Annotated in this window: 15 protein-coding genes; 7 read left to right on the top strand and 8 right to left on the bottom strand. The window is 67.5% G+C overall.

Going from position 1 to position 13,956, the window contains the following annotated elements:
* Positions 1-3: 3 nt before the first annotated feature.
* Positions 4-312, bottom strand: a complete 309-nt coding sequence (locus tag KHY18_RS15285) for an antibiotic biosynthesis monooxygenase family protein (protein ID WP_213301504.1) — start codon at positions 310-312, stop codon at positions 4-6.
* Positions 313-603: 291 nt separating this feature from the next.
* On the opposite strand from KHY18_RS15285, the gene KHY18_RS15280 reads away from it, so the two are divergent.
* From KHY18_RS15280 to KHY18_RS15260, 5 genes are read left to right on the top strand one after another with little or no spacing between them, the layout of a single operon-like run.
* Positions 604-1,182 carry a lipocalin family protein gene (locus tag KHY18_RS15280; protein ID WP_213301501.1) on the top strand — a complete coding sequence of 193 codons (579 nt, stop codon included), beginning with the start codon at positions 604-606 and terminating at the stop codon, positions 1,180-1,182.
* Between the two features lie 13 nt (positions 1,183-1,195).
* A complete protein-coding gene (locus tag KHY18_RS15275) occupies positions 1,196-2,743 on the top strand; it encodes a cryptochrome/photolyase family protein (protein WP_213301557.1) in 1,548 nt (515 codons plus the stop codon).
* A gap of 20 nt (positions 2,744-2,763) precedes the next feature.
* Positions 2,764-3,462, top strand: a complete 699-nt coding sequence (locus KHY18_RS15270) for an SDR family NAD(P)-dependent oxidoreductase (protein ID WP_213301498.1) — start codon at positions 2,764-2,766, stop codon at positions 3,460-3,462.
* 39 nt (positions 3,463-3,501) lie between these two features.
* On the top strand, positions 3,502-4,404 hold the full coding sequence (locus KHY18_RS15265; protein ID WP_213301495.1) for a TIGR01777 family oxidoreductase: 903 nt from the start codon (positions 3,502-3,504) through the stop codon (positions 4,402-4,404).
* 42 nt (positions 4,405-4,446) lie between these two features.
* Positions 4,447-5,199, top strand: coding sequence for a GDSL-type esterase/lipase family protein (locus tag KHY18_RS15260; protein WP_213301492.1), 753 nt, complete (start codon positions 4,447-4,449; stop codon positions 5,197-5,199).
* Between the two features lie 47 nt (positions 5,200-5,246).
* On the opposite strand, the gene KHY18_RS15255 is transcribed toward KHY18_RS15260, so the two are convergent.
* The 3 genes from KHY18_RS15255 to KHY18_RS15245 are packed head-to-tail and all read right to left on the bottom strand — an operon-like array spanning position 5,247 to position 8,275.
* Positions 5,247-6,077, bottom strand: a complete 831-nt coding sequence (locus KHY18_RS15255; protein WP_213301489.1) for a citryl-CoA lyase — start codon at positions 6,075-6,077, stop codon at positions 5,247-5,249.
* A complete protein-coding gene (locus KHY18_RS15250; RefSeq protein WP_213301486.1) occupies positions 6,074-7,276 on the bottom strand; it encodes a CaiB/BaiF CoA transferase family protein in 1,203 nt (400 codons plus the stop codon). The genes KHY18_RS15255 and KHY18_RS15250 overlap by 4 nt, the downstream gene beginning before the upstream one ends.
* A gap of 27 nt (positions 7,277-7,303) precedes the next feature.
* Positions 7,304-8,275, bottom strand: coding sequence for a Bug family tripartite tricarboxylate transporter substrate binding protein (locus tag KHY18_RS15245; RefSeq protein ID WP_213301483.1), 972 nt, complete (start codon positions 8,273-8,275; stop codon positions 7,304-7,306).
* Positions 8,276-8,488: 213 nt separating this feature from the next.
* Here KHY18_RS15245 and KHY18_RS15240 point away from each other — a divergent pair, with 213 nt between their 5' ends.
* Positions 8,489-9,262, top strand: a complete 774-nt coding sequence (locus KHY18_RS15240) for an IclR family transcriptional regulator (RefSeq protein ID WP_249729150.1) — start codon at positions 8,489-8,491, stop codon at positions 9,260-9,262.
* A 98-nt stretch (positions 9,263-9,360) separates the two neighbouring features.
* Here KHY18_RS15240 and KHY18_RS15235 read toward each other — a convergent pair whose 3' ends face one another.
* The 4 genes from KHY18_RS15235 to bla form a co-directional block, all read right to left on the bottom strand.
* On the bottom strand, positions 9,361-10,053 hold the full coding sequence (locus KHY18_RS15235; protein ID WP_213301477.1) for a glutathione S-transferase family protein: 693 nt from the start codon (positions 10,051-10,053) through the stop codon (positions 9,361-9,363).
* 40 nt (positions 10,054-10,093) lie between these two features.
* Positions 10,094-11,416, bottom strand: a complete 1,323-nt coding sequence (locus tag KHY18_RS15230) for a type II toxin-antitoxin system HipA family toxin (protein WP_213301474.1) — start codon at positions 11,414-11,416, stop codon at positions 10,094-10,096.
* Positions 11,417-11,451: 35 nt separating this feature from the next.
* Positions 11,452-11,790, bottom strand: coding sequence for a helix-turn-helix domain-containing protein (locus tag KHY18_RS15225; RefSeq protein WP_213301471.1), 339 nt, complete (start codon positions 11,788-11,790; stop codon positions 11,452-11,454).
* 277 nt (positions 11,791-12,067) lie between these two features.
* Positions 12,068-12,964, bottom strand: coding sequence for a class A beta-lactamase (gene bla, locus KHY18_RS15220; RefSeq protein ID WP_213301468.1), 897 nt, complete (start codon positions 12,962-12,964; stop codon positions 12,068-12,070).
* 115 nt (positions 12,965-13,079) lie between these two features.
* Here bla and KHY18_RS15215 point away from each other — a divergent pair, with 115 nt between their 5' ends.
* The gene (locus KHY18_RS15215; RefSeq protein WP_213301465.1) at positions 13,080-13,952 is read left to right on the top strand and encodes a LysR family transcriptional regulator; all 873 of its coding nucleotides are present in this window, start codon (positions 13,080-13,082) and stop codon (positions 13,950-13,952) included.
* Positions 13,953-13,956: the final 4 nt, after the last annotated feature.

Raw genomic sequence — 13,956 nt, 5'->3', positions numbered from 1 at the left:
GCCTCAGTCCGGCGCGCGGCTGTCGATGACGGTGAAATGCTCCACATGCGGCGGCTGCGCGAAGAACGGACCGATGAGGGTGCGCCATTCGGTGAAGGCCGGCGACTCGCGAAAGCCCACCGTGTGGTCTTCGAGCGTCGCCCAATGCACGGTCAGCACATAACGGCCCGGGGTCTCGATGCAGGCCAGCACGCTGTGGCCGCCGTAGCCCTTGGCTTTAGACAGCACGTTGGCCACGGCGTTCTTCAGCACCGGGCCAAAGGCTTGGTGCTTTGCGGGATCGATCTTGAAATCCACCACTTCGACAATCATCGGTATCTCCAATAGAAGGAAAATCCCGGCCTGAACCGCAGGCCGGGCAGCGCCTTGCACTGTACGGGAAAATGCAATGTGCGCTCGGTGTGACGCAGCGCTAGCATTCACTCATGCGTCCCGTACCGCGCGCACCTGGACGCAACTTTCTGGCGGCGCCGACCGACAGCTGCGCAGCCAGTAGGCCTGCAGCTGCCGGGTCGTCTTCAGCGCATCTTCATGGGTCATGCGTCGATTGTGCTTGATCGCACGGCTGGCGTATCCTGCTCCCTCATCGACAAGGACCTTGCCATGCACACGCTACCGATTTGTCTTTCGCGCTCCCGGCGTGTGCTGCTGGCCGGCTGCCTGGCGGGCGCCGCGCTGCTGGGCGCCTGCACCAGCACCCAGCCACCGCCCGGCGTCGAAGCCGTGAGCCCGTTCGATCTGCAGCGCTACCAGGGGCGCTGGTACGAGATCGCGCGGCTGGACCATTCGTTCGAGCGCGGCCTGAGCAATGTGTCCGCCACCTATACGCCCCAGACCGACGGCAGCGTGCAGGTGCTCAACCGCGGTTATTCGGCGGAAAAAGGCGAATGGAGCGAAGCCATAGGCAAGGCCAAGTTCACCGGCGCGCCCACGACCGGCTCGCTCAAGGTTTCGTTCTTCGGCCCGTTCTACGGCGGCTACCATGTGGTCTCGCTGGACAGCGACTACCGCTGGGCCCTGGTGGTCGGTGCCGACCTGGGCTATGCCTGGATTCTGGCGCGCGACAAGACGCTCGATACCGATACCCGGACCGCGCTGCTGGCGCGCGCCAAGGCCTTGGGCGTGGACACCGATGCGCTGATCTGGGTGAAGCACCAAGACGTCAAACCGAATGCCCAATAGCCGACGGGACGGGATGGGCGCGCCGGCCCATACGCTGCGCCTGGTACTGGGCGACCAGCTCAACCCCGGCCACAGCTGGTGGCAGCATGTCGATCCAGAGGTGGTCTATGTGCTGATGGAAGTGCGCCAGGAAACCGACTATGTGCTGCACCACGCGCAGAAGATCCTGGCGATCTTTGCGGCCATGCGCGATTTTGCGCGGCAGTTGCGCGCCGCAGGCCACCGCGTGCGCTATGTGGCACTGGACAACGCCAGCAACCGCCAGTCGATTACCGACAACCTGGCCGCGCTGGCAGCGCACCATGGCGCCCGTAACGTGCAATGGCAGCAGCCCGACGAATGGCGCCTGGATGCCCAATTGCAGGCCTGGGCCGCAAGCCCGTCCCAAGCCCTGAACTGCGAGGCCGTCGACAGCGAGCACTTCCTGAGCACCCGCGATGAACTGGCGACACTGATGCGCGGGCGCCCGCAATGGCTGATGGAGCATTTCTACCGCCACATGCGCCGCCGCCATCAACTGCTGCTGGACGCGCGCGGCGAGCCCGAAGGCGGGCAATGGAATTACGACCACGACAATCGCAAGCCCTGGCCCGGCACGCCGCCCGAACCCGCCGACTGGCGCCCGCAGCACGACCACAGCGCCTTGTGGGAGATGCTGCAAGCCGCGGGCGTGGCCAGCTTCGGCAGCCCCCAGGCTTTCGCCTTTCGCTGGCCGCTCAATCGCGCCGAAGCCCTGGCCTGCCTCGACGCCTTCCTCGGCACCGCCCTGCCCCACTTCGGCGACTACGAGGACGCGATGGCCAGCCAGGCCCCCCGACTGTTCCATTCCCTGCTGTCATTTGCGCTGAATGTGAAGATGCTGCACCCGCTCGAAGTGCTGCAGCGGGCTGAAGCCGCCTGGCGCGCGGGCCTGGCGCCGCTGGCCGCGGTCGAAGGTTTCGTGCGCCAGATCCTGGGCTGGCGCGAATATGTGCGCGGCATCTACTGGGCGCACATGCCCGGCTACGAAACCCGCAACGCGCTGGAACACCACCAGGCGCTGCCGTCCTGGTTCTGGAGCGGCCAGACGCGCATGCGCTGCCTGCACCTGGCCATCACGCAATCGCTGCAGACCGCCCATGCCCACCATATCCAGCGGTTGATGGTGATAGGCAACTTTGCGCTGCTGGCCGGGCTGGACCCGCAGGCGCTGCACCGCTGGTACCTGGGCGTCTACATCGATGCCTTCGAATGGGTGGAACTGCCCAACACGCTGGGCATGAGCCAGCGCGCCGATGGCGGCATCATCGCCACCAAGCCCTATGTCAGCAGCGGTGCCTACCTGCAGCGCATGGGCGATTACTGCCAGGGCTGTGCCTACGACTACCGCCAGAAGACCGGCGCGCGCGCCTGCCCCTTCAACGCGCTGTACTGGGACTTCTTCGCCCGCCATGCACCGGCGCTGGAAGACAACCACCGTCTGGCCATGGTGTACCGCCAATGGCGCAAGATGCCGCAATACCAGCAGACTGCATTGCGTGACCAGGCACAGCAGCTGCGTGAGCGCCTGGAAACCCTTTGAACGCCGGAGAAGCCCACGCCATGCAATCCCTTCCCCACGGCTACCGCGCGCTGGTGATAGGTGCCTCGGGCGCCATAGGCGGCGCGATCGCCGAGCAGCTGCGCGCAGATCCGCGCTGCGCCGTGGTGTGTACGCTCGCGCGCGACACCGTGCCGCGCATCGATTTCTCCGCGCCCGACAGCATCGCCGAGGCCGCGCAGGCATTGCAGTCCCAGGGCCCCTGGCAGCTGATCGTCATCGCCACCGGCATGCTGCAAGGCACTACCGGAGGCCCCGAAAAGCGCCTTGCCGATCTGCGTGCCGAACACCTTGCCGCGAGCTTTGCGATCAACGCCATGGGCCCCGCACTGGCGCTCGCGCATTTCACGCCGCAGCTCGCGCGCGGCCAGCGCTGTCTGTGCGCGGTGCTGTCGGCCAAGGTGGGCAGCATAGGCGACAACCGCCTGGGCGGCTGGTACAGCTACCGCGCCGCCAAGGCCGCGCTGAACATGCTGCTCAAGACCGCGGCCATTGAGCTGGCGCGCACCCATCCCCAGGCCGTGCTCGCCGCGCTGCATCCGGGCACCGTGGACTCCGCCTTGTCCGCGCCGTTTCGCGGCGCGCAGATCGGCCGGCCCGCGCAGCATGCGGCGCGCGATCTGCTGGCCGTGCTCGACGGCCTGCAGGCCGAAGACAGCGGCGGCTTGTGGGCCTACGACGGCCAGCGCCTGCCGTGGTGAGGCCGCGCCCTTCAACCCACTCTCCAAGGAAAACTCCCCATGCGCATTCTGCTGACCGGCGGTACGGGCCTGATAGGCCGGGCCCTTTGCGAACACTGGCAGCGCCAGGGCCATGAACTGTTTGTCTGGAGCCGCAGGCCGCAGCAGGTGGCGGCGCTGTGCAGCGGCGCGCGCGGCGTGGCGCAGCTGCAGCAGCTCGAAGGCCTGCCGCCCATGGACGCCGTGGTCAACCTCGCGGGCGCGCCGATTGCCGACCGACCCTGGACCAAGGCCAGGCGCGAGCTGCTGTGGCGCAGCCGCGTCGATCTGACGCGCGAACTGGTCGAATGGCTGGGCCGCCAGCCCGTGCGGCCGCGCGTGCTGTTGTCGGGCTCGGCCACGGGCTGGTATGGCGACGGCGGCGACCAGCCGCTCGACGAACACAGCGCCGCAACGCAGCCCGATTTCGGCAGCCGCCTGTGCGCCGCCTGGGAGCAGGAAGCCGAGCACGCGCGCCAATGGGGCCTGCGCGTGCTGCTGCTGCGCACCGCCCCGGTGTTCGCGCCGCAAGGCGGCGTGCTGGGCCGGCTGCTGCCGCCGTTCCGGCTGGGTTTGGGCGGCCGGCTGGGCAGCGGCCGGCAATGGATGCCCTGGATCCATATCGACGACCAGGTGGCGCTGATCGACCACCTGCTGCGCAGCGATGACTGCAGCGGCATCTTCAACGCCTGCGCGCCCGCACCGGTACGCAACCTCGACTTCACCCAGGCGCTGGCACACGCGCTGCACCGCCCCGCGGTACTGCCCGCGCCGGCCTGGGCGCTGCGCCTGGCGCTGGGCGAGATGTCGGTGCTGCTGCTGGGCGGCCAGCGGCTGTCGCCGCGGCGCACCCAGGCCACGGGCTTCGAGTGGCGCCACCCCGCGCTCGCGCCCGCGCTGGCGCAGCTGCTGCACAGCACCTAGGCCTACATCCATCCTCAACGCGCTGGGAATAGACTGCAAACCATGCGCAAACCTTCCAAACTCGTGGTCCCCGCCCTGCTCGCCGTTCTGGTGGGAACCGTGATCGTCACTTCGGGCTGCGCCGCCTGGCGCCTGGGCCAGACGCGCGAACTGGTCGACCGCAGCGAGCCGCTGCAAAGCACGCCCACCGATGCGGCCCAGCGCCTGCTGATCGTTGGCGACAGCACGGGCGTGGGAACGGGCGCGAGTTCGCCCGAAAACAGCCTCGCGGGCCTGCTCGCGCAGGCGTTTCCGCGGCTGCAGATCGACAACCGCGCGGCCGACGGCGCGCTGCTCGCCGATGTGCGCGGCCAGCTCGAAGCCGTGAACGGGCGCTATGACGCCGTGCTGGTGCAAGCCGGCGGCAACGATGTGATACGACTGCGATCGGAATACTCGATGCGCACCGATATCGACCGCGTGACCGAACTCGCGCGCGCGCACAGCGACCATGTGCTGCTGATGCCGGCCGGCAATGTGGGCAATGCGCCGTTCTTCTTCGCGCCCGCGACCTGGCTCATGAGCGCGCGTGCGCGCACGCTGCACGCCCTGGTGCGCGAAACCGCGCAGCGCCGCCAGGCGGTCTACGTCAACCTGTACAAGGACAAGGCCCAGGACCCGTTCGCCCAGCAGCCCGATCTGCTGCATGCATCCGACGGCCTGCACCCCAGCGACCCGGGCTACCGCATCTGGTTCGATGAACTCATGCAGCAGGCCCAGCTCGCGACGCTGCTTGCGCCGTCCAAGGCGCGTTGAAGCCGCGCGGTCGCGCGGCGTTCAAGGTCTCGCGCGGTCGCGCGGCTTCAGTCCTCGCGCGGCGGCACTTCGCGCGCCGCCGGGCCGTCATAGGTCCAGAGGTATTCGCGCGGGATAGGCCCCTTGTTGCGCCCGCCCTGGCCAGTCTGCTCCCAGGCATGCGACAGAATGCCCACCGAGCGCGACAGGCAAAACAGCCCGCGCGCCAGCGGCGCCGGAAAACCCAGTTCCGCGTAGATGACGGCCGTGGCCCCGTCGATGTTCATGGGAATGCGCCGGCCGTTCTTGCGCTGCGCAAGCTCGGCTTCCACGCCGCGGCCTATGGTCGCGAAACGCCCGCCCACGATGCCTTGCGCAGCCGCTTCGTCGACCAACTCCAGCAGGCGCGGCGCGCGCGGGTCCACGGGGTGGAAGCGATGGCCAAAGCCCGAGACGAACTTGCCATGGCGATCGATGGCCGCGTCCAGCCCGGCGCGCACCGCGTCTTCGAACGCCGCGCCCGCGTCCTGGCGCGCGGCGATGTCCTGGTACATCTCGACGGCCTGCTCGCCCGCGCCGCCATGCACGTCACCCAGCACGTTGACCGCCGAGGCCATGGCGTTGTTAAGGCCCACGCCGCAGGTCGCGGCCATGCGCGCAATGGCGATGCTGGGCGCCTGCGGCCCGTGGTCCACGGCCGACATCAGCGCCGCGTCGAGCAGCCGGCCCTGGCCAACGCTGGGCAGCTCGCCGCGCGTCATCAGCCAGATCATCTGCGCGAAGCTCACGTTGCCGATCAGGTCCTGGATCGCATAGCCGCTGTAGCGGATCTTGCCCGGACTCATCTCGATGATCGAAGTGCGCCACCAGTCGCCCACGCGCGGGTCCTGTGTGCTCATACCACTTTCTCCTGTACCAAGTTCTGGATTTCCGCGTCCGTGTAGCCGAGCTCGGCCATGATGGATGCGGTGTGTTCGCCCAATTGCGGCGGGGGGGAATCGACCGTCGGCGCCTCGCCGTTGAGCTTGAAGCCGGTGCGCACCACGCGGATGTCGCGGCCCACGCCGGGCACATCCTTGAAGGTGCCGACCATGCCGCGCCCCGCGATCTGCGGGTGCTCCAGCGCCTGCGGCACGGTGTAGACCGGGCCCGCGGGCACGCCCACGGCGTTGAAGCGCTGCCACCAGGTGTCGGCCGATTGGCCCGACAGCGCTTCCTCGATCAGCGCCTTGAGTTCGGCGCGGTGCTGCAGCCGGCCATGGCGGTCGGCAAAGCGCGCATCGGTGAGCCATTCCTCATGGCCCAGCACCTGGCACACGGCAGCGAACTGCTCCTGCTTGTTGGCCGCGATGTTGAGCAGGCCGTCGCCCGTGCGAAAGGTTCCCGAAGGGCTGGCGGTCACGTTGTCATTGCCCAGCGGCTGGGGCGCGCGCCCAGCGATCAGGTGGTTGGACACCGCCCAGCCCATGGTCGCCATCGCGGCTTCGAGCATGGACACATCGATGAACACGCCGCCCGTGCGATTGCGGTCGGCCAGCGCCGACGCCACGGCGAACGCCGCCGTGATGCCGCCTATGGTGTCGGCCACGGGATAGCCCACGCGGTAAGGCGCGTTCTCGGGCGCGCCCGTGATGCTCATCATTCCCGACATGCCCTGGATGATCTGGTCATAGGCCGGCAGATCGCGCAGCGGACCTTCCTGGCCGAAGCCCGAGATTGCGCAATAGATGAGCTTGGGGTTCTCCTTGAGCAGGTCTTCATAGCCGAGTTCGAGCCGCTGCATCACGCCCGGGCGGTAGTTCTCGACCAGCACGTCGGCGGTGCGCACCAGGCGGCGCAGCGCCTCCTTGCCCAGCGGGTGCTTGAGGTTCAACGTGATCGAGCGCTTGCCCGGGTTCTGCGCCAGGAACGACACGCCCATGTGGCCCTGGTTCAGCTCTTGGTCGGCGCCGAGCTGGCGCGCCAGGTCGCCCCCCTGTCTGGCCTCGACCTTGATGACATCCGCGCCCATGTGCGCGAGCTGATGGCAGGCGAAAGGCCCGGCCAGAACGTTGGTGAGGTCGAGCACGCGAATGCCGTGCAGGGGTTGGATCGCCATGAAAAGTTTCCTTGTTTCGACTGCGCTTCAGTCGAGTTTGACACCGCCGCTGCGCACCACGCTGCTCCAGCGCTCCTGCTCGCTGGTCAGCAGCTTTGCCGCTTCCTGCGGCGTGGTCACCAGCGGCGCGCTGCCTTCGGCCTGCAGAGTGGCAATGGTATCGGGGCGCGCCAGCGCCTTGTTGACTTCGGCCTGCAGCCGGGTGAGCACGGACTGCGGCGTGCCCGCGGGCGCGACCAGCATTTTCCAGTCGCTGGTGTTGAAGTCCTTGTAGCCGCTTTCGGCCACGGTGGGCACATCGGGCAGCACCACCAGGCGCTTGGCCGAGCTCACGGCCAGCGCGCGCAGCTTGCCGGCCTTGATGAAGGACACCACGGTCTGCGGCGTCGCGAAGTAGTAGTCGACCTGGTTGCCCAGCAGGTCGTTGGCCGCCGGGCCCGCGCCCTTGTACGGGATGTGGTTGGTCTTGATGCCCGCCTGGCGCGTGAAGATTTCACCGGTCAGATGGCCTACCGTGCCATTGCCCGCCGACGCCATCGACAGCGCTTCGGGCTTGGCCTTGGCGGCCTGCACCAGATCGGCCAGCGTCTTGAAGCTGGACGCGCTGTTGACCACCAGCACCACGGGCTGGCCGGCGACCGTGGCCACGGGCACGAAGGCCTTGGCGGCGTCGTAAGGCATCTTGGCGTAGAGACTGGGATTGATCGCCAGATTGGCCGTCTGCGCCATGCCCAGCGTATAGCCGTCGGGATTGGCCTTGGCCACCGCGTCCAGCCCGATGTTGCCGCCCGCGCCGGGCTTGTTCTCGACGACCAACGTCCAGCCGGTCGAAATGCGCACCTTCTCCAGCAGCATGCGCGTCACGATGTCGGTGCCGCCGCCCGGCGGAAACGGCACGACGACCTTGATGGACTGATTCGGATAGGCCGGCTGCGCGAGCGCGGCGGCAGAGAAAGTCAGCAGCGCGCAGGCGCTGAGCAGACGGGGAAAAGCGGGCATGGATGTCTCCAGTCGTTGTATTGAATAGCGCTGCGGTCCGGCCGGGTTGCGGATCGCTGGCGATTTGATGTTCTTTCTGACAGAACATAGTTCTACTGAAGAGAACTTTAACGCCATTGCAAAGCCGCAGATACGGTACTAACCCGTAGAAAAAGCCGGGCGCGACTCGTGTTCTACTCAGCGGAACACTTATTCGACTGTCCGATGACTCCCATGAACAACGACGCCAGCGACGCCTCCAGCGGAGTCGCCGTCCTCGACCGGGCCTTTGCGCTGCTCGCGGCTTTCGCCCCCACCGACGAAAGGCTCACGCTGACCGAGCTGTCCCGACGCACCGGCCTCTACAAAAGCACGGTGCTGCGCCTGCTGGGCGCGCTCGAGCATGGCGGCTTCATACGCAAGCTCGACGACGGCCTCTACGCCATCGGGCCCGCGCCCATGCGCCTGGCGGCCAACTACCAGCGCTCGTTTCGCATCGACTCCATCGTCGAGCCGCTGCTCGCCCAGCTGAGCCAGACGCTGGGCGAGACCGCCTCGTTCTATGTGCGCGCCGGCGCGCACCGGCTGGTGCTCAGCCGCGTGGAGCCCACGCGCGCGCTGCGCGTGTCCATCCGCATCGGCGAGGAGTTCGACGTGCAGCGCGGCGCCTCGGGCAAGGTGCTGCTGGCATTTGGCGAAGGCGAAGAGGGCGACAGCGCGGTGCGCGCGCGCCTGTGGGCCACGTCCTATGGCGAGCGCGACCCCGAGACCGCATCGGCGTCGGTGCCGGTCTTCGGCGCCCAGGGCGAACTCAAGGGCGCGCTGACGATTTCGGGCCCGCTGTCGCGCCTGGCGCAAGCCGCGGCAATGCAGGCCGCGGTCACGGCCTTGCTGGAGATGGCGCGCCGCGCCACGGCCGAATTCGGCGGCAATCCCGCACGCTATGCGGCGGCCCTGAGCCAGGCGCAGGCCGCAGACCCGGGCGAATGGGAAGCCGGCGGGGGCTGAAAACCGGCCCTTCGACAGGCTCAGGGCGAACGGGGGATAGGAACCTACCCTGCGACAGGCTCAAGGCGAACGGTGGTGGGAGCCGCGCTTCAACAGACTCAGGAGCCGATCACCACCGGCCCGCCCTTTTGCAAGGCGCGCTGGTAGGCGGGCCGCGCGCGCATGCGCTCGCGGTAGGCCAGTAGATGGGGCCAGGCCGATTCGTTGCCGCTGCGCGCCAGCGCGGCTTCGACCGCAAAGCTCATCTGGAAGTCGGCCATGGTCAGGTGTTCGCCCGCGAACCAGGTATTGCGCGCCAGATGCGCGTCCATGAACGCCAGCGCGGTCTGCACGTTCGGGCCGACCAGCATCTGCTGCACCTTGGCGCACAGGCCGCGCGCGATGGGGCGCACGAAGAACGGCATGGGCTGGCGTGGAATGGTGTCGAACACCAGCTTCATCACCAGCCAGTTCATCAGCGAACCTTCGGCGTAATGCATCCAGAAGCGGCATTCGCGGTGCTCGGGCGTGCCTCTCGCGGGCTCGAGATGGGCCAGCTCGGCCAGCGCCTGGGTGCCATGGCATTCGACCAGGTACTCGATGATCGCGCCCGATTCGGCGACCACCGTATCGCCGTCGGTGATCACCGGCGACTTGCCCAGGGGGTGTATGGCCTTGAGTTCGGGCGGTGCCAGCCTGGTCTTGGGGTCGCGCTGGTAGACGCGCAGCGTATACGGCAGACCCAGCTCTTCGAGCAGCCACAGGATGCGCTGCGAGCGCGAAGTTTCGAGGTGGTGAACGGTCAGCGTCATCAAGGTCTCCTGTGTTTGGAAGGGTGCCGACGGCAGCCACTCATGCCGCCAGATGGCCGGCCATTTCCCTGTGCGTGGCCGCGATCTGGTCGCGCACTTCGTCGGGCAGACCGGCCTGGGCGGCAAACTCCGGCCAGCGCGCGATCGCCGCCTGGGCCTGGTCGATGATGGCGTCGCAGACACCGCGCAATTGGTAGGTGTTGGCGACCGCGCGCAGGTCTTCGCGCGTGATGCGCGCGAACTTGCCGTTGACCGACATCAGATGCTGGCGCAACCAGACATTGCCGGGATCATAGGCATAGGTCACGTCATAGGCCGGCGCCAGTTCCCATGGCCCGCCCTGGCGCAGCAGGAACGAGAAGTTCTTCGTGTGGTCGTCGTTGTTCGCGGCGAGCACGTTGAACACCATGCGGCGCAGCGTCTGCGCATACGCGGTCTCGTCGAGCTGCAGCTGGCGCAGCGTCTGGAACAGCTGGTGGTAGCTGTGCGACTCCTGCTGGTTGAAGTCCAGGTGCGCCATGCCGCACAGCGTCTGCATGTGGTGGCGCGCATTGCCGTCGCGGTCGAAGCGCTGGGTCATGAAGTGGGCACGGCCGCCCTCTTCGAGCAGGCGGCAGTCCGACATCGTGACGCCGGCCGCGCCGGCCATCAGCGAGTAGGCGTACTCGATGCGGCCGTAGTTGCGACCCGGGCCCAGCTGGCTGTCCAGGCCTATGCCGTCGAACTTGAGCAGCCAGGCTTCATAGCCTTCGGGAATCTCGAACTGGCCGGTGCGCACTTCCTGGGTACTGCGGCTCCAGGCGATCGTCGCCTTGGCGCGCGCGCCGCCGGCCGACGTGCCCACCTGGATGATCTGGCGCAGCAGTTCGCTCGCATGGTCGCTGCCCGCAAAGTCGCCGCTGATCACCGAGCGCGCCTGGGCCACGAGCTGCGACATCTGCACGGCGGTCGCGGCCGACGATTGCGGGCCGCGGCTGGGCTTGAACGTCAGCGCGCCCATGGAGCGCTGGCCCATGTAGGCCAGGCGATCGAGCGCCGTCACATTGCCGGGCGCAATGCCGCGCTCGGCCATCCAGGCGTTGATCAGCGCATTGCCGAAGCGGTCGGGCAGCGCATCGGCCAGCATGGCGGGCAGGCGCTGGTAGGTGGCGATGGGCAAATTGGGAAACACGAACGGCGCATTGGCCTGGGCCAGCGGCATCTGCAGCGGCGACAGCTCCATGCCCGAGCGCACGAACCGGGGCTCGTATTCAAAGGCGTAATAGCCGGTGTCGGGGTCCAGCGCCACCGCGCCCACGTCCATTCCCCAGATGTTCACGGTCACGGCCTGGACGGCCTTGAAAGCACTCTTGCGCGTTGCCATGGTCTTGTTCTCTCAGCGTTGATTTCTGCGGCGGCTCAGGCCGGCCCGTCGCCGCGCTCCAGCCGCAGCTTCCTGGCGTAGACGCTGCGCGCCGCGCGCTGGCGCGAGGCCACGCCGCGCGCGATCTGCAAGGGGCTGATGCGCACCGGCGGACGGAACGTGGTGAGCCATTGGCCATGGCCCAGGGCATCGATCACGCGGATCAGCGAGATCACACGGCTGCCCGAACCCGTCTCGAGCGCGCGCAGCGTCTGCTTGGACACTCCGGCCTTGAGGCACAGGTCTTCCATGGTGATGTTTTGCCGCAGGCGCTCGGCGCGCAGCTGCTCGCCCAGCTCGAGCTCAAGATCCTCTGGAGTTTTGATCTGCTCCATAAAGTACCTTTTTCCGTATGTTGATCGAAAAAATATCGATAAAAGACGTTTTTTCGTACTTTAGCATATCTTATCTACCAACAACTTCATGGACTATAAAGTACCAATTTTCGCACCTTGCATAATTTATTTATATCAAAGTACTGAATATAGTACCTTATATGACTATATTCAGGAATGCATGTCGTCCGCGCCCGGGTGCAGAAAAGCGCCTGCGCGGCGCCTCGCGCATCATCCCGGGCACGGCAGGCCCGAATGCTTGCGCGCCCAGCCGCCGTCAGGTGGCAGTGACCAGCGACGCCGCGAGGCGACCGACGCGCGCCAGCGCCAGATCGCGCGTTGCCTGATCCGCCTTGGTCTGCGTCAGATAACTGCTGACCAGCAGCGGCGCACGGCCCGGCGGCCACAGCACGCCGACGTCGTTGTTGGTGCCGTAGGCGCCGCCACCGGTCTTGTCGCCCACACGCCAGCCTGCGGGCAGTTGCGCGCGCAGTTTGCGGTCGCCCGTCTTGTTGTCCACCAACCAGCGCGTCATCTGCGCGCGCGACGCCGGCGACAGCGCATCGCCCAGCACGATCTTGCGCAGCGTCTGCAGCATGGCTTCGGGCGTGGTGGTGTCGCGCGGATCGCCAGGAAGGGCTTCGTTCAGTTCAGGCTCGATGCGGTCCAGGCGCGTGAACGCATCGCCCAGGCTGCGCGCATACGCGGTCAGCGCCGCGGGCCCGCCAAAGCTCTGCAGCATCAGATTGGCCGCGGGGTTGTCGCTGAGCGTGACCGCTGCCTCACAGAGCTCGGCCATGCTCATGGGCGCGCCGCCGACGCGCGCACCGGTGGCCGGCGCATGCGGGACGATGTCGCTGGCCTGCACCGCAATGCGCCGCGCGAGCTGCTCCTGGCCCTGGTCCACGCGCGCCAGCACCAGGGCCGCGGCCAGGAACTTGAAGGTGCTGCACATGGGAAAGCGCTCGGCGCCGCGGTGGGCGAACGCCAGGCCGGTGTGGGTATCGAGCACGGCCACGCCCAGCCGGCCGCCGCTGTCGCGTTCGATCTGCTCGACCTCGCGTTTGAAGCGATCCGCCTGTGCGGTGGAAGGGCTGCGGGCCAGCGTGCAGCCAGCGCTCAGTACCGTGACTGCAGCCAGGCCGGCCGCGCGAATGAAAGGACGTCGCTCCATGTTTTCCTTGTGTGTTGTTGAATGAAAGCGATGATGCCCGTGCTGAATGCCAGGCACAAACAGTAATAATCGAGCTTTGACCCCAGAAAAACTGGGGGTGAAACGAGCTTTCTGTATGCACCTGCCGTTGAACGCCTTGCGCGCTTTCGAAGTGTCCGCGCGCCACCTGAGCTTCACGCGCGCCGCCGCCGAGCTCAACGTCACCCAGACCGCGGTCAGCCAGCATGTGAAGAACCTCGAAGACAGGCTCAAGGTGCCGCTGTTTCGCCGGCTGCCGCGCGGCCTGGCGCTGACCGACGAAGGCCAGGCGCTGCTGCCGGTGCTGGCCCAGTCGTTCGAGCGCATAGGCCAGTTGCTCGAGCAGTTCGGCGACGGGCGCGCACGCGAGGCGCTGACCGTGGGCGTGGTCGGCACCTTTGCCGTCGGCTGGCTCATTGCGCGCCTGCGCGACTTCCAGCAATCCCATCCTTTCGTCGACTTCCGGCTGTTCACCCACAACAACCGCGTCGACATCGCGGGCGAAGGCCTGGATTACGCGATCCGCTTCGGCGACGGCGCCTGGCATGGCACAGAAGCCCGGGCACTGCTCGCGGCCCCACTGTCGCCGATGTGCACGCCGGCCTTGGCCGCGGGCTTGCACACGCCCGGCGATCTTGCGGGCCAGGTCTTGCTGCGCTCCTATCGCGCCGACGAATGGCTCGCCTGGTTTGCCGCGGCAGCCACGCCCTGCCCGCTGCTGCGCGGCGCGGTGTTCGATTCATCGCTGACCATGGCGCAGGCCGCGGCCCAGGGTGCGGGCATTGCGCTGCTGCCGGTGCGCATGTTTGCGCACGAACTCCAGCAGGGCCGGCTGGTGCGGCCGTTCGAGACCGAAATCCACACCGGCCAGTACTGGCTCACGCGGCTCAAGTCACGGCCCGTGACCGGCGCCATGCAGGCGTTCAGCGATTGGCTGGTGCAGGCCGCGCCCATGGGCAAACTGCCCTGAGGGC

The sequence above is a fragment of the Acidovorax sp. CCYZU-2555 genome (assembly GCF_018413525.1).
GTDB lineage: Bacteria > Pseudomonadota > Gammaproteobacteria > Burkholderiales > Burkholderiaceae_C > Comamonas.
The sequence above is the reverse complement of the archived record's forward strand: the minus strand, read 5'-3'. Positions and strand labels throughout refer to the sequence as shown.

What these genes read in the sequence shown, in the direction of transcription:
- KHY18_RS15285 (WP_213301504.1), bottom strand. Translation starts at nt 312, where the DNA reads ATGATTGTCGAAGTGGTGGATTTCAAGATCGATCCCGCAAAGCACCAA.
- KHY18_RS15235 (WP_213301477.1), bottom strand. Translation starts at nt 10,053, where the DNA reads ATGACGCTGACCGTTCACCACCTCGAAACTTCGCGCTCGCAGCGCATC.
- bla (WP_213301468.1), bottom strand. Translation starts at nt 12,964, where the DNA reads ATGGAGCGACGTCCTTTCATTCGCGCGGCCGGCCTGGCTGCAGTCACG.
- KHY18_RS15275 (WP_213301557.1), top strand. Translation starts at nt 1,196, where the DNA reads ATGGGCGCGCCGGCCCATACGCTGCGCCTGGTACTGGGCGACCAGCTC.
- KHY18_RS15240 (WP_249729150.1), top strand. Translation starts at nt 8,489, where the DNA reads ATGAACAACGACGCCAGCGACGCCTCCAGCGGAGTCGCCGTCCTCGAC.
- KHY18_RS15270 (WP_213301498.1), top strand. Translation starts at nt 2,764, where the DNA reads ATGCAATCCCTTCCCCACGGCTACCGCGCGCTGGTGATAGGTGCCTCG.
- KHY18_RS15255 (WP_213301489.1), bottom strand. Translation starts at nt 6,077, where the DNA reads ATGAGCACACAGGACCCGCGCGTGGGCGACTGGTGGCGCACTTCGATC.
- KHY18_RS15265 (WP_213301495.1), top strand. Translation starts at nt 3,502, where the DNA reads ATGCGCATTCTGCTGACCGGCGGTACGGGCCTGATAGGCCGGGCCCTT.
- KHY18_RS15245 (WP_213301483.1), bottom strand. Translation starts at nt 8,275, where the DNA reads ATGCCCGCTTTTCCCCGTCTGCTCAGCGCCTGCGCGCTGCTGACTTTC.
- KHY18_RS15230 (WP_213301474.1), bottom strand. Translation starts at nt 11,416, where the DNA reads ATGGCAACGCGCAAGAGTGCTTTCAAGGCCGTCCAGGCCGTGACCGTG.
- KHY18_RS15250 (WP_213301486.1), bottom strand. Translation starts at nt 7,276, where the DNA reads ATGGCGATCCAACCCCTGCACGGCATTCGCGTGCTCGACCTCACCAAC.
- KHY18_RS15260 (WP_213301492.1), top strand. Translation starts at nt 4,447, where the DNA reads ATGCGCAAACCTTCCAAACTCGTGGTCCCCGCCCTGCTCGCCGTTCTG.
- KHY18_RS15215 (WP_213301465.1), top strand. Translation starts at nt 13,080, where the DNA reads ATGCACCTGCCGTTGAACGCCTTGCGCGCTTTCGAAGTGTCCGCGCGC.
- KHY18_RS15280 (WP_213301501.1), top strand. Translation starts at nt 604, where the DNA reads ATGCACACGCTACCGATTTGTCTTTCGCGCTCCCGGCGTGTGCTGCTG.
- KHY18_RS15225 (WP_213301471.1), bottom strand. Translation starts at nt 11,790, where the DNA reads ATGGAGCAGATCAAAACTCCAGAGGATCTTGAGCTCGAGCTGGGCGAG.